Origin of the sequence: Streptosporangium sp. CA-115845 (genome assembly GCF_050943795.1) — a bacterium.
Lineage (GTDB): Bacteria > Actinomycetota > Actinomycetes > Streptosporangiales > Streptosporangiaceae > Streptosporangium.
The window spans coordinates 4,263,531-4,282,520 of the sequence record NZ_CP191988.1; the positions used below are offsets into that span (position 1 = coordinate 4,263,531).

The 18,990-nt window shown below is 70.5% G+C and carries 19 protein-coding genes and 1 riboswitch; of the genes, 12 read left to right on the forward strand and 7 right to left on the reverse strand.

All coding sequences use genetic code 11. The features are described 5' to 3' along the window. The first annotated feature begins 298 nt into the window (after window positions 1–298). Complete coding sequence (locus ACQP0P_RS21680) at window positions 299–1,213, forward strand: alpha/beta hydrolase (RefSeq protein WP_433379923.1); 915 nt, start codon at window positions 299–301, stop codon at window positions 1,211–1,213. 53 nt (window positions 1,214–1,266) lie between these two features. On the opposite strand, the gene ACQP0P_RS21685 is transcribed toward ACQP0P_RS21680, so the two are convergent. Both ACQP0P_RS21685 and ACQP0P_RS21690 read right to left on the reverse strand, forming a co-directional pair. After that, window positions 1,267–2,448: an acyl-CoA dehydrogenase family protein gene (locus ACQP0P_RS21685; RefSeq protein ID WP_433379926.1), complete on the reverse strand. Its 1,182-nt coding sequence runs from the start codon at window positions 2,446–2,448 to the stop codon at window positions 1,267–1,269. 80 nt (window positions 2,449–2,528) lie between these two features. After that, window positions 2,529–3,137, reverse strand: coding sequence for a class I SAM-dependent methyltransferase (locus tag ACQP0P_RS21690; protein WP_433379929.1), 609 nt, complete (start codon window positions 3,135–3,137; stop codon window positions 2,529–2,531). Window positions 3,138–3,352: 215 nt separating this feature from the next. Here ACQP0P_RS21690 and ACQP0P_RS21695 point away from each other — a divergent pair, with 215 nt between their 5' ends. The 9 genes from ACQP0P_RS21695 to ACQP0P_RS21735 all read left to right on the forward strand — a co-directional run bounded on the left by ACQP0P_RS21695 (window position 3,353) and on the right by ACQP0P_RS21735 (window position 13,868). Next, complete coding sequence (locus ACQP0P_RS21695) at window positions 3,353–3,772, forward strand: hypothetical protein (protein ID WP_433379932.1); 420 nt, start codon at window positions 3,353–3,355, stop codon at window positions 3,770–3,772. A 218-nt stretch (window positions 3,773–3,990) separates the two neighbouring features. Continuing rightward, complete coding sequence (locus ACQP0P_RS21700) at window positions 3,991–4,587, forward strand: CDP-alcohol phosphatidyltransferase family protein (RefSeq protein WP_433379935.1); 597 nt, start codon at window positions 3,991–3,993, stop codon at window positions 4,585–4,587. A gap of 3 nt (window positions 4,588–4,590) precedes the next feature. Next, the gene (locus ACQP0P_RS21705; protein ID WP_433379938.1) at window positions 4,591–7,092 is read left to right on the forward strand and encodes a sugar phosphate nucleotidyltransferase; all 2,502 of its coding nucleotides are present in this window, start codon (window positions 4,591–4,593) and stop codon (window positions 7,090–7,092) included. 227 nt (window positions 7,093–7,319) lie between these two features. Next, a complete protein-coding gene (locus tag ACQP0P_RS21710) occupies window positions 7,320–7,832 on the forward strand; it encodes an FHA domain-containing protein (protein ID WP_343978377.1) in 513 nt (170 codons plus the stop codon). A gap of 26 nt (window positions 7,833–7,858) precedes the next feature. Next, a complete protein-coding gene (gene ftsR, locus ACQP0P_RS21715; RefSeq protein ID WP_386271103.1) occupies window positions 7,859–8,509 on the forward strand; it encodes a transcriptional regulator FtsR in 651 nt (216 codons plus the stop codon). Window positions 8,510–8,588: 79 nt separating this feature from the next. Beyond that, window positions 8,589–9,059: a bifunctional nuclease family protein gene (locus tag ACQP0P_RS21720; RefSeq protein ID WP_433379943.1), complete on the forward strand. Its 471-nt coding sequence runs from the start codon at window positions 8,589–8,591 to the stop codon at window positions 9,057–9,059. A gap of 144 nt (window positions 9,060–9,203) precedes the next feature. Next, window positions 9,204–9,824, forward strand: a complete 621-nt coding sequence (locus ACQP0P_RS21725; protein ID WP_350929010.1) for a MerR family transcriptional regulator — start codon at window positions 9,204–9,206, stop codon at window positions 9,822–9,824. A 15-nt stretch (window positions 9,825–9,839) separates the two neighbouring features. Then, window positions 9,840–9,932, forward strand: a riboswitch (glycine riboswitch). A gap of 182 nt (window positions 9,933–10,114) precedes the next feature. After that, on the forward strand, window positions 10,115–12,970 hold the full coding sequence (gcvP, locus tag ACQP0P_RS21730; protein ID WP_433379946.1) for an aminomethyl-transferring glycine dehydrogenase: 2,856 nt from the start codon (window positions 10,115–10,117) through the stop codon (window positions 12,968–12,970). Between the two features lie 115 nt (window positions 12,971–13,085). Next, window positions 13,086–13,868: a tetratricopeptide repeat protein gene (locus ACQP0P_RS21735; RefSeq protein WP_433379949.1), complete on the forward strand. Its 783-nt coding sequence runs from the start codon at window positions 13,086–13,088 to the stop codon at window positions 13,866–13,868. 176 nt (window positions 13,869–14,044) lie between these two features. Here ACQP0P_RS21735 and ACQP0P_RS21740 read toward each other — a convergent pair whose 3' ends face one another. Then, window positions 14,045–14,365: a hypothetical protein gene (locus ACQP0P_RS21740; protein WP_433379952.1), complete on the reverse strand. Its 321-nt coding sequence runs from the start codon at window positions 14,363–14,365 to the stop codon at window positions 14,045–14,047. Between the two features lie 104 nt (window positions 14,366–14,469). On the opposite strand from ACQP0P_RS21740, the gene ACQP0P_RS21745 reads away from it, so the two are divergent. Further along, the gene (locus tag ACQP0P_RS21745; protein WP_433382002.1) at window positions 14,470–15,111 is read left to right on the forward strand and encodes an alpha/beta hydrolase family protein; all 642 of its coding nucleotides are present in this window, start codon (window positions 14,470–14,472) and stop codon (window positions 15,109–15,111) included. Between the two features lie 17 nt (window positions 15,112–15,128). On the opposite strand, the gene ACQP0P_RS21750 is transcribed toward ACQP0P_RS21745, so the two are convergent. Beyond that, entirely contained in the window at window positions 15,129–15,320 is a 192-nt protein-coding gene (locus tag ACQP0P_RS21750; protein WP_030915037.1) for a DUF5999 family protein, read from the reverse strand. A gap of 405 nt (window positions 15,321–15,725) precedes the next feature. Then, entirely contained in the window at window positions 15,726–16,313 is a 588-nt protein-coding gene (locus ACQP0P_RS21755; RefSeq protein WP_433379955.1) for a TetR/AcrR family transcriptional regulator C-terminal domain-containing protein, read from the reverse strand. 234 nt (window positions 16,314–16,547) lie between these two features. Here ACQP0P_RS21755 and ACQP0P_RS21760 point away from each other — a divergent pair, with 234 nt between their 5' ends. Further along, on the forward strand, window positions 16,548–16,925 hold the full coding sequence (locus ACQP0P_RS21760; protein WP_433379958.1) for a hypothetical protein: 378 nt from the start codon (window positions 16,548–16,550) through the stop codon (window positions 16,923–16,925). Between the two features lie 18 nt (window positions 16,926–16,943). Here ACQP0P_RS21760 and ACQP0P_RS21765 read toward each other — a convergent pair whose 3' ends face one another. Further along, window positions 16,944–17,603, reverse strand: a complete 660-nt coding sequence (locus ACQP0P_RS21765; RefSeq protein ID WP_433379961.1) for an isochorismatase family protein — start codon at window positions 17,601–17,603, stop codon at window positions 16,944–16,946. A gap of 215 nt (window positions 17,604–17,818) precedes the next feature. Next, window positions 17,819–18,985 (reverse strand): isochorismate synthase, encoded by a 1,167-nt coding sequence (locus ACQP0P_RS21770; RefSeq protein WP_433379964.1) that lies wholly within the window; start codon window positions 18,983–18,985, stop codon window positions 17,819–17,821. Window positions 18,986–18,990 lie beyond the last annotated feature (5 nt).

Consider the following 18,990-nt stretch of genomic DNA (forward strand, 5'->3'; position numbering starts at 1 on the left):
ATCACTCGAAATTCAAGTCTTCCATCACCAGGTAGGCGTCACAACCGTTTCTCGACAATATGGCGGGAAATCTAACTATCCGTAATTAGAGAGTTATTTTGTGTGACCAGACAATCCGGTTCGAGGAAAGTAAGCGAATAATAATCACGTTCGTTCTGAGTGGTGGATCCGCCGTTCGAGAGGTTTTCCGTCATTCCGGAGTTTCGGGTCGCCGGAGGTGTGACCCTCTCCGCCGTGGCGACACCGACACCTCAACGCCTCCCGCGGGCGACCGGACCCGGCGGGTAAAGTGCCGATCATGCCGTTGCATCCGCAGGCCGAGGCCTACCTGAAGACTTTCCAGACGGACCTCGGTGTCCCGCTCTCCACACTCACCCCCGAGGTGATCGTCGCGATGCGGGCCCTCGACGCCTTCGCCGAGCAACGTGGTCCGATCATCCCGCTACCGCTGGTCAGGGATGACGTCGTCGCGGGCGTGCCGGTCCGCGTCTACCGGCCGGAGGAGGACGACCGCCCCCTCCCGGGGATCGTCTACTTTCACGGTGGAGGCTGGGTCTTCGGCAGCGTCGACCGCAACGACGCCCTCGGCCGTGACCTCGCGGTGCGTAACGGGGCGGTGGTGATCTCGGTCGACTACCGGCTCGCCCCCGACCACCCCTTCCCCGCGGCGGCCGACGACGCCTGGAGCGTCGTCCAGGACGTCTTCGGCCGCCCCGGCGTCTACGGGGTCGACCCCGAGCGCATCGCGGTCTGCGGCGACAGCGCCGGGGGCAACCTGGCCGCCGTGGCCGCCTGGCAGGCCAGGGACGCCGGGCTCGGGCTGGCCCACCAACTGCTCGTCTACCCGATAGCCGACGTGGCCATGGACACCGGGAGTTACCGCGCCTACGCCGGCGGCTTCGGGCTCGGCGCCGACGAGATGGCCTGGTTCGTCGCGCAGTACGGCGGTGATCCGGTCGACCCCCGGCTGGCTCCCGTCCGGCTGGCCGACAAGGCCGGTCTGGCCCCGGCGACGGTGATCACCGCCGAGTGCGACCCGCTCTGTGACGAGGGTGAGGAATACGCCGCCCAGCTGGCCGCGGCCGGGGTGCCGGTCGAGGTCAGGAGGTACGAGGGGGCGATCCACGGCTTCTTCGGCCTGCCGGGATTCTTCGACCAGGCGACCGAGGCGCGCGAGTACGCCGCGGCCCGCCTCGCGGAGGCTTTCAAATAGGGGGTGCGCCCCGCCCGGCTCCGGAGCCGGGCGGGGCGCACCCGGCGATCAGGTCAGAAGCTCCTGGGAAGTCCGAGCACCTGGGTGGCCAGGTAGTTGAGCAGGAGCTCCTCGGTGACGGGAGCGACTTTGCCGATGCGGGCGTCGGCCAGCAGGCGGGCCACCGGGTACTCCAGCGAGTAGGCCATGCCGCCGTGCGTCTGGAACGCGTGGTCGGCCGCCTCCCAGGCCGCCTGGGAGGCGGTCAGCTTGGCGATGTTGGCCTCGGTGCCGCAGGGCAACTGCCTGTCGAACAGCCAGGCGGCCTTGTACAGCATCAGCCTGGCCAGCTCAATCTTGGCCTTGACCTGGGCGAGCGGGAAGGCGATGGCCTGGTTGGCGCCGATCGGACGGCCGAACACCTCGCGCTCCTTGGCGTACTGCACGGCCACCCGCAGCGCCACCTCGGCGCCGCCGAGCGCGGAGGCGGCCAGCAGGACGCGCTCGGGGTTGAGGATGTCCCACAGCACCAGCGCGCCCTGGTCGACCTCACCGACCACGTTCCTCTCCGGGACCCGCAGGTCGTCTATGAAGACCATGTTGGACGGGGTGGTATTGGCGCCCATCTTCGGGATCGGCTGGAAGGAGAGCCGGCCGGCCGCGACGGCCTCGGGGACGTTCACCAGCAGGACGGTCAGGCCGTTGGTGCGGGGCCTGGCCTCGGCGGCCGGGATGGTCCGGGTGACCAGGAGCATCCAGGTGGCACGCTGCACGCCGGTGATCCAGATCTTCTGGCCGTTGACGACGAACTCCGCCCCGTCGCGACGGGCGGAGGTGGAGATGCCCAGGGCGTTGGACCCGGCGTCGGGCTCGGTCAGTGCGAAACAGGTCTCCAGCTCGCCGGTGGCCAGCCCGGGCAGCAGTTCGTCGCGCTGCCAGGGGCTGCCGTGCCTGGCCAGGGTCATGGCGCCGAACCCGGGGGTGAGCACGTAGGTGAACGCCGAACCGCCGGCCGAGCCGGAGGCCGACAGGGTCTCGGTGGCCACGGCCAGCTCCAGCAGGCCCTGACCGCCGCCCCCGTACTCCTCGGGCACGGCCAGGCCGAGCCAGCCGCCCCTGGCCAGATCCTGCCAGACCTCCTCCGGCCAGCGTTTCTCGCTCTCGCACCGCTGCCAGTAGTCCAGGTCGTAGCGCGCGCAGATGTCGCCGACGCCGCGTTGGACGGCGAGGGCGCTCTCCGGAAGTGTGAAGTCCACGGTGACCAACTCCATTCTAGTTGCGCGCGCAATCGTAGAACGAAGTTCGGTAAGCCTCCAGGGTCACCGGGAGGCGGGGATCAGTTCTGCTGGACGGCGTCCAGGCGCGGCCTGCGCGTGTGGTAGACGAAGGCGGGCGGTACGTTGCCCCACACCGTGCGGCCCGCGACGACCTCCTCGAAGGTGTCGATCAGGCGCTTCCTGAAACGCCGCGCGGGAGGAAGGCGCTTGGCGAAGCTGTAGGCGAAGGTGGTGAAGGCCGTGTGCGGACCCATGATCGCGATGACCGCGTCCAGCAGGCGGCCCTGTGTCTCCTCGGAGAACGCGGCCCAGGGGAGCCCGCTCACGATCACGTCGGCCCTGGCGAGACCACGCTCCTGCAGCAGTTGAGGCAGCCGTGCCGCGTCATCGGTCACGACGTCCACCCCGGGGTTTCTGGCGGCGAGGAAATCGGCCATCCTGGGGTTGATCTCGACGGCCATGTGGTGCCCCCGGCCTCCCAGCCTGCGCTGGATCTCCGCGGTGAACACACCGGTGCCCGGGCCGAGTTCGACGATCACCGGATCCCCCCGGTGGGGGACCGGTGAGGCCACCGCCTCGGCAAGCCGCCGTGAGCTCGGCGCCACCGCTCCGACGGTGCCCGGCGAGCGAATCCACTGCCCAAGAAAGAGCGTGGTGTCATTGGTCATGCTGTGAAGCGTAAAGGGTGCGCCGGGGCGTCGCGCGCGTCATCCGATACGATTTCCGGCCGCGCGGGAGGTGGTACCCCGACGGGTGAACGCGCGCCGTGCGGAGGATCCGTCAGGAGACGGACGGCGAGGTCAGCCTCCAGGGTGACGACCGGGTGGATGCCCCGCGGCCACGATGTGTTCCGAACCAGTCATCCAAGGTAAGGACACATCACATGCAGGAGGTCATCTCCCCGCGGAAACCGGCGGAGGATCGCCCGGTCCCCGCGGGCCTGCTGTACGGCCTGCGCATCCTGGTCGTCGCCCAGGCGGTCGGCCTCATCGCCGCCGCCTCGTTCGCCGGCCAGGCGGTGCGCGGCGGGGAGGCGCTGGCCGAGACCCACGTACTGGCCGGGATGGTGGTGCATCTGATCGCACTGCTGCAGGTCGTCGTGGCCGTCATGCTCTGGCGTCCCGGGCGAGGCGCCGGCTGGCCGGTGCCGGCCAGTGTCGGCCTCTTCCTGGTCGGTATGGCACAGCACTTCAGCTGGGAGGCGCTCGGCACCCACGTCCCCAGCGGGCTGGCCCTGTTCGGGATGACCGTCGCCGTGCTCGTCTGGGCCTGGTCCCCCGGCGCCGCCGTGCGCCGCTCCTGATCCGGACGGCGTCACCCGGATCGGGTGACGCCGTCGATCGGAAGGGCACGGCCGCGGCGGCGTGGTTCCCAGCACTCCTCCCGCCTCCCCGGGCCCTGTCGCGCCCCTGGGTGCCCCCTGGTGCTCCCCGCCCCGTGCCCTCGCCGGATGGCCGTACGGCCCGTGTGAGCCCCGCACGGGTAGGGTCTGCATCAGGTACGGGGGAGGGAGACAGACCGGTGAATCCGGAAGCATCGGGAGCCGAAGATCGAATCTGGACGGTTCCCAACGCGTTGAGCCTGGCCAGGCTCCTGGGGGTGCCGGTCTTCCTCTGGCTGGTGCTGGGCCCGAAGGCCGACGGCTGGGCCGTCGCGCTGCTGATGCTGGCGGGGTTCTCCGACTGGCTCGACGGTAAGATCGCCCGCGCCTGGAACCAGACCAGCCGGCTCGGCCGCCTGCTCGACCCGCTGGCCGACCGGCTCTACATCCTGGCCACCCTGTTCGGCCTCGCCATGCGCGAGATCATCCCCTGGTGGCTGGCGCTGGCCGTCCCGCTGCGCGACGTGATGCTGCTGGGCATCCCGGTCATCCTGCGCCGCCTCGGCTACGGCCCGGCGTTGCCCGTGCACTTCCTCGGCAAGGCCGCCACCGCCAACCTCCTCTACGCCTTCCCCCTGCTCTTCCTCGCCCACCACGACGCCTGGTACGCCGATCCCGCCCGGATCGTCGGCTGGTCCCTGGCCATCTGGGGCACAGGCCTGTACTGGTGGTCCGGAGTGCTGTATTGGGTACAGGTGCGTCAGCTGACAAGCGAGGCCAAACGCCTTAAGAGGTGATCTGTGAAGGCCGTCGTCATGGCGGGCGGGGAGGGTACACGGCTCCGGCCGATGACCGCGAACCAGCCCAAGCCCCTCCTGCCCGTGATCAATCGGCCGATCATGGAGCACGTGCTGCGCCTCCTGAAACGGCACGGTTTCACCGAGACGGTGGTCACCGTGCAGTTCCTGGCGGCCCTGGTCCGCAACTACTTCGGCGACGGCGACGAACTCGGCATGAGCCTGTACTACGCCACCGAGGACACACCGCTCGGCACCGCGGGCAGCGTCAAGAACGCCGCGGACCGGCTGCGCGACGACCGCTTCCTGGTCATCTCCGGCGACGCGCTGACGGACATCGACCTGACGGACATGATCCGCTTCCACCGCGAGAACGGCGCGATGGTCACGATCGGGCTCAAGCGTGTGCCCAACCCGCTGGAGTTCGGCATCGTCATCGTCGACGACCAGGGGCGGGTGGAGCGCTTCCTGGAGAAGCCCACCTGGGGCCAGGTCTTCTCCGACACCGTCAACACCGGCATCTACGTGATGGAGCCCGAGGTCCTCGACGAGATCGCGGCGGGAGAGTCCGTCGACTGGTCGGGAGACGTGTTCCCCCGGCTGCTGGAGCGCGGAGCCCCGCTGTACGGCTACGTGGCCGACGGCTACTGGGAGGACGTCGGCACCCACGAGAGCTACCTTAAGGCCCAGGCCGACGTCCTGTCGGGCCGGGTCAAGGTCGACATCGACGCCTTCGAGGTCTCGCCGGGCGTCTGGGTGGCCGAGGGAGCCTCGGTCGACACCGACGCCATCCTCAAGGGCCCGCTCTACGTCGGCGACTACGCCAAGGTCGAGGCGGGGGCCGAGCTGCGCGAGTACACCGTGCTGGGCAGCAACGCGGTGGTCAGGGAGGGGGCCTTCCTGCACCGCGCGGTCGTCCACGACAACGTCTACATCGGGCCCAGCGCCCACCTGCGCGGCTGTGTGATCGGCAAGAACACCGACCTGATGACCGCGGCCAGGGTCGAGGAGGGTGCCGTCATCGGCGACGAGTGCATCATCGAGGCCGAGGCGTACATCTCCTCCGGCGTCAAGATCTACCCGTTCAAGACCATCGAGGCCGGGGCGGTGATCAACAACAGCGTCATCTGGGAGCCGCGAGCCCAGCGCAACCTGTTCGGCCCCCGTGGGGTCTCGGGGCTGGTCAACGTGGAGATCACCCCCGAGCTGTGCGTGCGGCTCGCCAGCGCCTACGCCACCACCCTGAAGAAGGGCGCCTCGGTCATCACCTCCCGCGACTCCTCCCGCGCGGCGCGGGCACTGAAGCGGGCCGTGATCAGCGCCCTCAACGCCAGCGCGATCAACGTGCTCGACCTGGAGGCCTCCCCGCTCCCCGTGGCACGCTTCCACACCGCCAGGGAGAACGCGGTAGGCGGCATCGCGCTGCGCACCACCCCCGGCGACCCGCAGAGCGTCGACATCGTCTTCATGGACGAGCACGGCGCGGACCTGTCGCCGCCGGCCCAGCGCAGGCTGGACCGGGTCTTCTCCCGGCAGGAGTTCCGCCGCGCCTTCCCCGGCGAGATCGCCGAGCTGAGCTTCCCCGCCAGGGCGGTGGAGGACTACACGCACGAGCTGCTACGCCTGGTCGACATCGACGGGGTCCGCGACGCCGACATGAAGGTCGTGGTCGACTGCGCGGGAGGCACCTCCTCGCTGGTGCTGCCCAGCCTGCTCGGCCGGGTCGGGGTGGACGTGCTGACCGTCAACAACCGGCTGGACGACGCCTCGCCCACCGAGACCCTCGCCGAGCGCCGCCGCGACCTGCAGCGCCTGTCAGAGCTCGTCAGCTCCTCCAGGGCGGCCTTCGGCGTGCGCTTCGACCCGGTGGGGGAGCGGGTCGCGCTGGTGGACGAGATGGGCCAGCTGATCAGCGAGGAGCGCGCCCTGCTGGTGGTGCTCGACCTGGTCGCGGCCGAGCGCCGCGGCGGCAGGGTGGCACTGCCGGTCACCACCACCCGGGTGGCCGAACAGGTCTGCAGGTTCCACGGGGTCCAGGCCGAGTGGACGTCCACCGCGATCGACGCGCTCACCGCCGCCGCCAGGGGGCCGGAGATGATCTTCGCGGCCGACGGGCGCGGTGGTTTCATCGTGCCCGAGTTCGGCCCCACGGTGGACGGCCTGGCGGTGTTCCTGCGCCTGCTCGGACTGGTCGCCAGGACCCGGCTCTCGCTCAGCCAGATCGACGCCAGGATACCCGAGGCCAAGCTGCTGCGCCGTACCGTGCCGACTCCGTGGGCGGCCAAGGGGGCGGTGATGCGCTCGGTCATCGAGGCCGCCGAGCACCACCGTATCGACACCACCGACGGGGTGCGGGTCGTCGCGGAGGACGGCAGCTGGACCCTGGTGCTGCCCGACCCGACCGAGGCGGTGACCCACCTGTGGGCCGAGGGGTTCGACGTCGACTCCGCCCAGACCCTGATCGAGCGCTGGGCGCGGGTGGTGGAGGAGGCCGCCGGTGGTTGAGGCGGCCCGCACGACAAATACCGCGCGGCGCCATGGACCAGGGGCAGCGTCCCCTGTAACTTTGTCACCGACCGTACCCGCGGTTCAGCGTCAACCTTGACCTTCGCGCCTCATCACTGTATGTTGCGGCATTCGCAGTCTGAGAAAACACTTGAGAAGCGAAGAAGCGAGGCGCGCATCACTGAGCACCGTTGCCGCGTCTTCGCGGTAGGAGGCCGAGCCGATCGATGCCGAGCGTCTACTGCACGCAGTGCGGTCATGCCAATCCTGAGGATGCCCGTTTCTGTTCACGATGCGGGTCGCCGCTTACCAGGTCCGACACACCCGGAGACAGCACATCGACGATCTCCCTCTCCGGGATCGAGGCCTACGAGGCGGAGACCGGTGAGACGCTTCTCGCCGAGCGGCAGGCCGTTGAGCAGTTGCCCGCCGGCACCGCGTTGCTGGTCGCGATGCGCGGCCCCAACGCAGGCAGCCGGTTCCTGCTCGACAGCGACCTCACCACCGTGGGCCGCCACCCCGAGAGCGACATCTTCCTCGACGACATCACGGTCTCGCGCCGTCACGTGGAGTTCTACCGGCGCGGCGGCGGTGTCTTCACGGTCCGCGACGTCGGTAGCCTGAACGGCACGTACGTCAATCGTGAGCGCATCGAGGAGGTCCCGCTGTACGGCGGGGACGAGGTACAGATCGGCAAGTTCCGCCTCGTCTTCCTCACCCGCGGCGCCGCTGGAGGATGATGAGCTCGCAGGCCGCTCGTGCGCACATGAGCATCGGGGAGGTGCTCGCTCTCCTGCAGGGCGAGTTCCCCGATGTCAGCATCTCCAAGATTCGCTTCCTGGAGGGCGAGGGGCTGATCGAGCCGGAGCGCAGTCCCTCCGGCTATCGCAAGTTCACCTACGCCGACGTCGAGCGGCTCCGCTACATCCTCAGCGAGCAGCGTGATCGCTACCTGCCGCTGCGCGTGATCAAGGACCATCTGGAGGCGGCCGACCGCGAGGAGCGCCCGGCGGCCCGGCCGCGCGCCGTCCCCGACGACGCGCCCCCCGAGGTCCGCCTCACCCGCGAGGAGTTCCTCGCCGCCGCCGAGCTCGACGAGGAGACCCTCACGGAGCTGGAGGACTACGGTCTGCTGGCCGCCGTGGCCCGCTACTACGACGCCGAGGCACTGGTCGTGGCCCGCAGTGTGGGCGCCCTGGCCGCCTTCGGCCTGCGTGCCCGCCACCTGCGGGCGGTCAAGGCCGCCGCGGAACGCGAGGCGGGGCTGGTGGAACAGGCCGTCGCCCCGCTGCTGCGCCGTCGCGGTCCCGGCGCGATCGACCAGGCGGACGAGACGGCGAGGGAGATCTCCGGTCTCCTGCTGGAATTGCACGCCTCGTTGCTGCGTTCCGGAGTCCGTGGGGCACTGGGCCGGTGAGAGCCTGACCAGGCACTCGTACCCCCACGAGTGTTACGTTGAACAAACCGGTCGGAATCCAGCGAAGACGGAGCAGCCCGTGTTGCAGATGGAGGTCGTGGGCGTTCGAGTTGAAATGCCCTCCAACCAGCCGATCGTCCTGCTGAAAGAGACGCATGGGGAGCGTTACCTACCTATCTGGATCGGCATGACGGAAGCCACGGCGATCGCCATGGCCCAGGCCGAGGAACCACCACCCCGGCCACTTACCCATGACCTGTTCCGGGACGTGCTCGAAGGGCTCGGAGTCAGGTTGAACACTGTCAACATCGTCGCCTTACGTGACGGCATCTTCTTCGCGGATCTCGTGTTCTCCAACGGGGTCGAGGTGAGCGCGCGTCCTTCCGACTCGATCGCCTTGGCACTTCGCACCGGCGCACGTATCTTCGCGAGTGAGGACGTGGTACAGGAGGCAGGGGTGATCATCCCTGACGACCAGGAGGACGAGGTGGAGAAGTTCAGGGAGTTCCTTGACACGATCACGCCCGAGGACTTCGGCCGCGCGGGGTAGGAATTTCGGTGCATTTACGCTTCACGACGCGCCGGGTGGGGTCGTTGACTGGACTTGGCCCCAGTCCTACGGTGCAAGTGAAACCTGCGGTCGTGCGTAAACCCCCAGATCAGGCCGTGGGATGAGAGAAAGCCGGAGGTCCGCGTGGCGGTCAGCAGCGGCGAGGGTAGAAACGCCGACCAGGATGACCCGGAACGGCGCCAGTCGGCACGTCAGCGCGCGGGTGAAGAGGGTCTGCTGTTCGACGGGCAACCGGTGAAAGTGCCCGCCGACATCGGCTACAGGGGGCCGACGGCCTGCTCGGCGGCAGGAATCACCTACCGGCAACTCGACTACTGGGCACGTACCGGCCTGGTCGAGCCCACCGTGAGAGCCGCCCACGGCTCCGGCTCCCAGCGGCTGTACGGCTTCCGTGACATTCTGGTCCTCAAGGTTGTCAAGCGCCTTCTCGACACCGGTGTCTCCCTCCAGCAGATCCGCATCGCCGTGCAGCACCTACGGGAGCGTGGCGTCAACGACCTGGCCCAGATCACGCTGATGAGCGACGGGGTGAGCGTCTACGAGTGCACCTCGCCCGACGAGGTCATCGACCTGCTCCAGGGCGGCCAGGGAGTCTTCGGTATCGCGCTGGGACGGGTGTGGCAGGAGGTGGAGGGCTCTCTCGCGGATCTTCCCGGCGAACGCGCGGAGTCGGGCGGGGGCCCTTTAGGCGATCATCAGGCCGATGAGTTGGCCCGTCGTCGCAGAGCACGACGAACCGGGTAAACTCGGACTCGCCACTGACCCTGTGCGGGAGAGACCCCGACCGCGATCGGGGCGCCGAAGGAGCAACCTCCCCGGAATCTCTCAGGCACCCTGTACCGCACGGACGAGGCAACTCTGGAAAGCAGGCGCGCCCGCCAGGTGCGTCTCACCGACGGTGCAAACCTCCCGGCAAGGGCAGGTGAAGCTCTCAGGTAGCGACCACGTCGTGATGACAGTCGTGATGACAGAGGGGGAGAACCGGCATACGCCCGCGCCCAGCACCGGTCTCCACCCCGCCCGAGAGGCTTCTCATGACCGATCTGTCATCGCTCAGCGAACTCGCCCCTCCGCCGTTCGCGACCCGTCACATCGGGCCCGACGACGCCGACCAGACCCGCATGCTGGAGGCGGTCGGATTCGCCTCCGTCGCCGACCTGGTCGCGGTGGCCGTGCCCGAGGCGATCCGCTCCTTCGCCCGGCTGGGTCTGCCCCCGGCGGCAGGGGAGTCCGAGGCCCTCGCCGAGCTGCGGGTCCTCGCCGGACGCAACACCGTGCTCACCTCGATGATCGGCCTGGGCTACCACGACACGATCACCCCGGGTGTCATCCGCCGCAACCTCCTGGAGAACCCCGGCTGGTACACCGCGTACACGCCCTACCAGCCGGAGATCTCCCAGGGCCGGCTGGAGGCCCTGATCAACTTCCAGACCGTCGTCTCCGACCTGACCGCCCTCGACGTCGCAGGGGCCTCCCTGCTGGACGAGGCCACCGCCGCGGCCGAGGCGATGACCCTGGCCCGCCGCGCGGGCCGCACCTCGTCGAAGGTGTTCGTGGTCGACGCCGACGCGCTGCCGCAGACCAAGGCGGTGTTGCGCACCCGCGCCGAGCCGCTCGGCATCGAGCTGGTCGAGAGCGACTTCACCGGAGGGCTCCCCGACTGCTTCGGCGTGCTCGTGCAGTACCCCGGCGCCAGCGGCAGGATTCGCGACTTCCGCGCCATCGCCGACGCCGCCCACGCGCGCGGTGCCCAGGTGGTCGCCGCCGCCGACCTGCTCGCCCTCACCCTCCTGGCCGCGCCGGGCGAGCTCGGCGCCGACATCGCGGTCGGCTCCTCGCAGCGCTTCGGCGTCCCCCTCGGCTTCGGCGGTCCGCACGCCGCCTACATGGCGGTCCGTGACGGCCTCCAGCGCCAGCTGCCCGGCCGCCTGGTCGGCGTCTCCCAGGATGTCGAGGGACGTCCCGCCTACCGGCTCGCGCTGCAGACCCGCGAGCAGCACATCCGCCGCGAGAAGGCCACCAGCAACATCTGCACCGCGCAGGTGCTGCTCGCCGTGATCGCCGGCATGTACGCCGTCTACCATGGCCCCGAGGGGCTGCGCAGGATCGGCCGCCGCATCCACCGGCACGCCGTCGTGCTCGCCGAGGGGCTGCGCCAGGGCGGCGTCGAGGTGGTCCACGACACCTTCTTCGACACCGTGCTCGCCCGTGTGCCCGGGCATGCCGCCGGAGTCGTCGCCGCGGCCCGGGAGAACGGCGTCAACCTGCGCCTGGTCGACGCCGACCACGTGGGCGTCACCTGCGACGAGAGGACCGAGGTCCTCCATCTGGAGCAGGTCCTGGCCGCCTTCGAGGTCAGCGGCACCGTGCTGGCCGACCTGGACGCCGCCGCGCACGACGCGCTGCCCGGCGCGCTGGCGCGGGTCGGCGACTACCTCACCCACCCGGTCTTCCACCGCCACCGCTCCGAGACGGCCATGCTGCGCTACCTGCGCAGGCTCCAGGACAAGGACGTCGCGCTGGACCGGTCGATGATCCCGCTGGGCTCCTGCACCATGAAGCTCAACGCGACCACCGAGATGGAGCCGATCACCTGGCCGGAGTTCGCCGGGCTGCATCCGTACGCGCCGGAGGACCAGGCGGCGGGCTACGCCGAGCTGATAGGGGAGCTGGAGCGCTGGCTGGCCGAGGTCACCGGTTATGACGCCGTGTCGATCCAGCCGAACGCCGGCTCCCAGGGCGAGTACGCCGGCCTCCTGGCGATCCGCGCCTACCACACGGCGCGTGGCGAGTCGGATCGTGACGTCTGCCTGATCCCCTCGTCCGCGCACGGCACCAACGCCGCCAGCGCCGTGATGGCCGGCATGCGCGTCGCCGTGGTCGCCTGCGACGACAACGGCAACGTGGACCTCGACGACCTCGTCGCGAAGATCGAAAAGCACCGCGACCGGCTTGCCGCGATCATGGTGACCTACCCGTCCACGCACGGCGTGTACGAGGAGACGATCGTCGATGTCTGCGAGCTGGTGCACGAGGCCGGCGGGCAGGTCTACGTCGACGGCGCCAACCTCAACGCGCTGGTCGGCCTGGCCAGGCCGGGCGAGTTCGGGGCGGACGTCTCCCACCTCAACCTGCACAAGACCTTCTGCATCCCGCACGGCGGCGGCGGCCCCGGTGTCGGCCCGGTCGCGGTCCGCGCCCACCTGGCCGGCTACCTGCCCGGCCACCCGCTGCGCGGCGGCTCGGCGGTCGGCCCGGTCTCGGCCGCCCCGTACGGCTCCGCGGGCATCCTGCCCATCTCATGGGCCTATATCCGGATGATGGGCGCCGACGGGCTGAAGGCGGCCACCGAGCAGGCCGTCCTGTCGGCCAACTACCTGGCCCGCAGGCTCGGTCCCCACTACCCGGTTCTCTACACCGGCCGCGGCGGCCTCGTCGCCCACGAGTGCATCATCGATCTGCGCCAGATCACCAAGGAGACCGGGGTGACGGTCGACGACGTGGCCAAGCGCCTCGTCGACTACGGTTTCCACGCGCCGACCATGTCCTTCCCGGTGGCCGGCACGCTGATGATCGAGCCGACCGAGAGCGAGGACCTGGCCGAGCTCGACCGGTTCTGCGAGGCGATGATCGCGATTCGCGGTGAGATCGAGAAGGTCGCCTCCGGCGCCTACGACAGGGTCGACAATCCGCTGCGCAACGCCCCGCACACGGCCGGCAGCCTCGTCGCCGACGAGTGGGAGCACCCCTACACCCGCACCGAGGCGGCCTACCCGCTGCCCTCGCTGCGCGAGGGCAAGTACTGGTCGCCGGTCCGCCGCATCGACCAGGCCTACGGCGACCGCAACCTGGTGTGCTCCTGCCCTCCCCTGGAGGCGTACGAAGACTGATCCTCACCGTGGCCCGCGTCTCGCGAGAACCACGTATCCGTAGGGAATGCGGGAGGACGGACGGCGCCCCGAGTCGTTAGGCTCGGGGCGTCTCCGTATCCGGGAAGGACCCTGCATGCCTGAGGTGGACACCCGTCCCTTGGACACCGCGCGAAGACTGGCCGAGTCCGGCGACCTCGACGGCGCCGCCGTGATCTTCGCGGAGCTGGCCGCCGACCCCGGCGAGCCCGATCGGGCACAGGCGGCGGTGGGCCTCGCCGTGGTGCTCCAGGAGCGCGGAGACGTGCCGGGCTCCCGCGCGGCCGCGCGCACCGCGCTGGCGACAGGGCACCCGGAGTTCGCCGCCCAGGCCGCCTGCCTGCTCGCGGGGAGCTTCGAAAGGGAGGGCATGGCCGACCAGGCCCGCGCCGCCTGGCAGGCCGCGCTGGGCGTCGGCCACCCCGCCTACGTCCCGTCGGCGCACATGGCCCTCGCCAGGCTCGCCACGGGCGCGGAGGACGCCGAACGGTCGCTGCGTGACGCGCTGGCCACCGGCGACCCGGATGTCGCCCCTCGTGCCGCTCAGCGGCTGGCGGAGGCGCTCATCGAGGAGGGTGAGCCGGGGGAGGCCGCCCAGGTGCTGCTGGAGGCGCTCTCGGTGCCGGACGCGGCCGAGGTGCCGAGGCTGCGGGTGATGCTCGGCATCGCCCACCTGGAGCTGGCGTGCGCCGAGTTCTCCGGTGCGATCGAGGAGGGCGGCGACGTCGAGACCGGCGCGCTGGCCATCGAGCTCCTGGCCCGCACGCTCCCGCTCAGAGGACGCGGCGAGGACGCCGAGCGTGTCTGGCGCTACGGCCTCGACAGCGCCGACGCCGACCTCGCCGGCGAGGTCCGCCTCCGCCGGGGCCGCGACGTCTGAATCCCGCGACGTCTGAATCCCGCGACGTCTGAATCCCGAGACGCCCTCCCCCTGGGACGGCTGGGCCCGGGCTCCGGGGCGGTGTCCGGGGCGGTGTCCGGCGTGACCGTGACGCACCCGATGGAATGCCGGTCGCTCCGGGGACCGGCGCTGGTCCCGCAGGTGGTCCGGAACGGTCAGTCGCGTCCCCGCCGGCGGCCCAGGGCGTGGGCGACGTTGATCGCGACGATGCCGCCCCAGGCCAGCAGCAGTCCGGCGCTGCCCGCCTCGGACGCCGCGATGGCGGTCAGCGGGATGCCGATGCCCATCGAACCGAGCGCGATCGAGATCGAGGAGTTCCCGGTCTTGCGTGGCCGCGCCCCGCGTACCCCGGCGGCGTGCATCTCGGCGTGTACCCGTTGGGCGATGGTCGCGTCCAGGCGTGACACGAACGACTCGACGAGGGCGGTTTCGTACTCCGGGCCGAGATCACGGCGGGCCTCGAGAGTGGCATGCATGTCCTGGCGGATATCTTGGTAATCCTGCACCCTTCGATTGTTCTCCTTCGCCCCGCCGCCAGGCATCAGTCGTTAGGACGAGATCCGTGTCCATCTCCGAGCCCATGTCCCTCCCGGGCACCGTCCCGCCTCTGGAGATCGCGACTCCGCACGGGCCGGCCCTGGTGGAGATCGACGAGGTGGCCTCCCCGCGCTTCCTGCTGGTGCTCACCCACGGCTCGGCCGGGGGAGTGGACGCCCCCGACCTGCTGGCGGTGCGGGACGCCGTGACGGCGGCCGGCGGGACCGTCGCGCGGGTGCTCCAGCCGTTCCGGATGCGCGGTGCCCGCGCGCCGGGCTCGGCGGCCAGACAGGACGAGGCGTGGGAGACGCTGGTGGCCGTCCTGCGCGAGCGCTACCCGGGGCTGCCGCTCGCGCAGGGCGGGAGGAGTAACGGGGCCAGGGTCGCCTGTCGTACGGCCCGGCGGGTCGAGGCCCGCGTGGTCGTCGCGCTGGCCTTCCCGCTGCACCCGCCGGGCAAGCCGGAGCGGTCACGCGCCGGGGAGCTGCGCGCGGCAGGTGTGGATGTGCTGGTGGTGAACGGAGACCGCGACCCGTTCGGCGTGCCCGAAGCGGCGGATGCCGCCCGCCTGGTCGTGCTGCCGGGACAGGGCCACGACCTCGGTAAGGACCCCGCCAGGGTGGGTGAGGTGGTCGCCGAATGGCTCGACGCGAGGATGCGGCCGGGCCCGTGTGAGCCTGTGTGAGTTCGGCGTGAGTGCCGTCAGGCGACGCCGGCCAGTGGCCGGTGTGGCTCGATGACGGCGCCGTCGGGGAGGAGCTCGCCGGTGTCTTCGAACAGCACCACACCGTTGCAGAGCAGGCTCCAGCCCTGCTCGGGGTGGGCCGCCATGGTGCGGGCGGCTTCGCGGTCCAGCGCCTCAGCGGGCGGACAGGACGGCTCGTGCGGGCACATCGGCGTGCCTCCGGATCTCTCGTGTCGGCTCGCCCGGGTCACGCCGGACACGGAATGGGCATCGGACATCCGGCGGGCACCGTCACCGATGGGTCTCCGTTCCCACGCATGACGGGGGACGAGCATCTGAATGTTGACATATGGCCATGCGAGCCCTGATAGAGCGAGGCTCGCACATCAAGCAGATCAAGTGTGCGATCGATCGCACCTCGGCGACATAGCCCGTTAGGACTGTTTACGAACTGGTAGAGGGCCAGTCCGTCAGGGCTTTATCAGGGGATGTGACCTATAACACAGCATGCCTCATATAAGGATATTCGGCCAAGTGCGACACGCCGCGAGTCAGGTAAACGATCGGTTACAACTTCCTGACGTGCACCGATGTGAGCCTCAGCCTCCTACCGGCTACCGTGCGCCCAGGCCGGCCAGGAGTGCGTCCAGCCCGTCCTCGAAATCGGCGTCCGCCCCGGGGCTGCCGCCTCCCTGCGAAGGGGGACGCCAGGGCTCGTTCTCCTCGCCGGAGGGCTCGGCCCAGCCCGACTGCTGCACCTCCACCGCCACCGCGCCGAAGACGTAGGCCCTCAGCGCCCTCACCGCTCCCGCCGCGTCGGTCAGCCCCGCGTCGGCCAGCTGGTCGGTCTGCTCCCTGATCGCGATCGCGGCCCGGCCCCTCGGGGGCTTGGTCAGGGCCAGCGCCAGCACCCCCGGGTGCTCCCTGAGCGCGGCTCGGCTCGCCCGGCACCAGGCCCTCGCGCTCTCCTGCCAGCTCTCGCCGGGCTCGACGTGGACCGTGGTGACATGCTCGGCCAGCGCGTCCATGAGGGCGTCCTTGCCGCGGGGCAGGTGGTGGTATATCGCCATCGCCTCCACCTGGAGCGCGTCGCCCAGCCGTCGCATGGTCAGGCGCCGGAGCCCCTGGCCGTCGGCGATGTGGAGGGCGGCGTCGATGATGCGCTCCCTGGAGAGCGGGACGGGTGGTCGCTTGGCAGGCATGGTGGCATCCTGTCACCGGTGACCTTACTGCGTAAAGGAGGGCGCGCCGGGCAGGTCGATCCGCTTCGCTCACAACCGTGCCACACACGCCCGGTACCGCGAGCCGGTCTCAGGTACGGCTGATCCCGAGTACGTGAGGTGGGGATGAACGGCGTAGGCTACGACCGGTGAGCTGCCGGAGGCGACCCGGCGACCGGTGAGAGAGGGCAGAAGATGGCGTTTTTCCGACCGAGCGTGAGCCGGGAGGCGGAGGTTCGCTACCACGCTGACCAGGAGGTCGGGAAGGGCTTCCCCGAGCTTCTGGAGAAGGCACGCGCGGCCGAGGCCGACCTGCGCCGGGCGCAGGCCGATCTGGCTCCCGTGCAGGAACTGCGAGCCGCCGGGCTGGCCTTCGACAGGGCGCTGACCGAGGCTCTGCGGGCGGCCGAGGCCAACCAGCGCGCGACGTTCGGCGTCAAGTCGTACGACGACCGGATCCGCCGCCGCAAGGGCAAGGCCACTCCTCGGGGCGCCGAGTGGACCGCCGAGGTGAACCGCCTGCGCACCCTGCGCGAGCAGAACCGGCTGACCGGTATCCCCCGGGTCCCGCGCCCGGTCGTCGCCGCCCGCTGAGCCGGGCGCACCGCCCGCTCAGCGGGCGGCGTGCGCGGCGGAGGCGGTGAGCAGCCGCCGGACGCGGACGGCGGCCAGGACCGCCGCGCACCGTTCGGCCGCATAGGTCTGGGCCATCCTGTGGTGTTCGGCGGAGAAGTCGGCCACCCCGTCGGCGACGAAGAACACCTCCACGTCCCCCATGAAGGCATCGCAGGCCGTCATCAGGCAGCCGATATGGGCGTAGATACCGGTGACGATGAGCTGGTCGCGGCCCTGCTCGGCGAGCAGGTCACGGAGCGGGGTGCGGTGGAAGGCGCTGTAGCGCCACTTGGTGAGCCGGATGTCGGCCGGGCCTGGGGCGAGCGCGGTGACGATCTCCTGGGCGCCGGGGTCGGCACCTACTCCTGCTCCCCAGAAGTCCTCCAGCAGGCCACGCTGTGCCGAGGTCTGTCCGCCTGGCTGGGCCGAGTACACCACCGGGACACCGAGCTGCCAGGCCGTCTCGCGGAGACCGGTGATCGCCGAGACCAGTTCCACGATCGGTGAGGTTCCCGGCGCGAACGCGTTGACGAAGTAGTTCTGCATGTCGTGGACGAGCAGCACCGCCCGGCGGGCGTCCGGTGTCCAGGAGACGCGGTTGACCGGCATCTCGTCCTCACGGGGCATCGGATAGGGGGTGATGGTGGGTATGGCCACGGCTGCCTCTCCTTCTTACCTTGTGCTCGGCGTCCCGGCGTGTACGGGGGGTCGCCGGGGGCGTGAGTACGTCCTGTCGGCCTTGGCGGTGGTGGCTCGGCTGGGTCTTCGTGAGCGGGAGCCGGCTGGGGATCTCACCTGCGGCCGGTCCAGCCTCGGCAGGAGGGGCTTCGGCGCGGCTGGATGACCGGCGCCGGGCGGCTCGGTCGACCCCGTCACGTCTCCGGTCTCTCTCCCGGGCGGGGATCGGCGTCCAGGTCCAGGCCGAGGGCGTGCAGGAGGGTGCGGAACTTGGCGGAGGTTTCGGCCAGTTCCTCTTCGGGAACCGAGCCCGCCACGATCCCGCCGCCGGCGAACAGCCGGATGCCGGTGTCGGTCACCTCGGCGCAGCGGATCGCCACCGCCCACTCGCCGTTGCCAGAGGTGTCGCACCAGCCGACCATGCCGCTGTAGAAGCCCCGGTCGAAGGGTTCGATACCGGTGATCGCGGCGCGCGCCGCGGCGGTGGGGGTGCCGCAGACCGCGGGGGTCGGGTGCAGGGCGACGGCCAGGTCGAGCGCGGTGGTCCGGGGGTCGGCGAGCCGGCCGGTGATCCTGCTGGACAGGTGCCACATGGTCGAGGTGCAGATCAGCGACGGTTCGGAGGGGACGCTCAGTGCCCGGCAGTGTGGGGCGAGCGCGGCGGCCACGGCCTGGACCACGACCGCGTGCTCATGCTGGTCCTTGGCCGAGCAGAGAAGCGCCGCCGCACGGCGGCGGTCCTCCGCGGGATCGGCGCTGCGCGCGGCCGAGCCGGCCAGCGGGTTGGCGACGACGGCGGGACCGTCCCTGGAGACCAGCAGTTCCGGGCTGGCGCCCACCAGGGTCCGTCCGCCCGGCAGGTCGATGGCGAAGACGTGGCCGTGCGGGTCGCGCACCGCCAGGCGCCGGACCATCGAGGCGATGTCGGCGGGTTCGGGCCTCGTCAGCTCCAGGGACCTGGCCAGCACCACCTTCTCCACCGATCCGGTGCGGAGCAGTTCCAGCACCCGCCGGACGCCTTCCAGGTGGCCCGCGGGTGTGGGGACGGGGGTGATCCGCCATGGCCGCGTGCTCTCCCTGCGCGGCGGCTCGCCGGGCAGGAAGGGGTCGGCCCAGCGGGTGCGCAGGGGAGTGACCAGGTGCGCCGAGGCGGGGTCGTCGAACGGGACCGCACCGAGGATCAGGTCGCCGTGTCCGCGTACGCTCTGGGCCAGTTCCCGCAGGGTGCGCACGGGTGGCAGCACGGCGGCGACGCCTCCGGCGAGGAGGGTGTGCCGGGGAGAGGAGAAGATCGATGAGAAGCCTGGCCGGTACTCGTCGAGAAGCTCGGTGGCGCTGACCGCCTCGTATGCGATAGTCAAGGCTG

Bases quoted from the DNA above. Each gene is read 5' to 3' on its own strand.
- ACQP0P_RS21680 (WP_433379923.1), top strand. From the start codon at position 299: ATGCCGTTGCATCCGCAGGCCGAGGCCTACCTGAAGACTTTCCAGACG.
- ACQP0P_RS21690 (WP_433379929.1), bottom strand. From the start codon at position 3,137: ATGACCAATGACACCACGCTCTTTCTTGGGCAGTGGATTCGCTCGCCG.
- ACQP0P_RS21695 (WP_433379932.1), top strand. From the start codon at position 3,353: ATGCAGGAGGTCATCTCCCCGCGGAAACCGGCGGAGGATCGCCCGGTC.
- ACQP0P_RS21710 (WP_343978377.1), top strand. From the start codon at position 7,320: ATGCCGAGCGTCTACTGCACGCAGTGCGGTCATGCCAATCCTGAGGAT.
- ftsR (WP_386271103.1), top strand. From the start codon at position 7,859: ATGAGCATCGGGGAGGTGCTCGCTCTCCTGCAGGGCGAGTTCCCCGAT.
- gcvP (WP_433379946.1), top strand. From the start codon at position 10,115: ATGACCGATCTGTCATCGCTCAGCGAACTCGCCCCTCCGCCGTTCGCG.
- ACQP0P_RS21735 (WP_433379949.1), top strand. From the start codon at position 13,086: ATGCCTGAGGTGGACACCCGTCCCTTGGACACCGCGCGAAGACTGGCC.
- ACQP0P_RS21740 (WP_433379952.1), bottom strand. From the start codon at position 14,365: ATGCATGCCACTCTCGAGGCCCGCCGTGATCTCGGCCCGGAGTACGAA.
- ACQP0P_RS21745 (WP_433382002.1), top strand. From the start codon at position 14,470: ATGTCCCTCCCGGGCACCGTCCCGCCTCTGGAGATCGCGACTCCGCAC.
- ACQP0P_RS21750 (WP_030915037.1), bottom strand. From the start codon at position 15,320: ATGTGCCCGCACGAGCCGTCCTGTCCGCCCGCTGAGGCGCTGGACCGC.
- ACQP0P_RS21755 (WP_433379955.1), bottom strand. From the start codon at position 16,313: ATGCCTGCCAAGCGACCACCCGTCCCGCTCTCCAGGGAGCGCATCATC.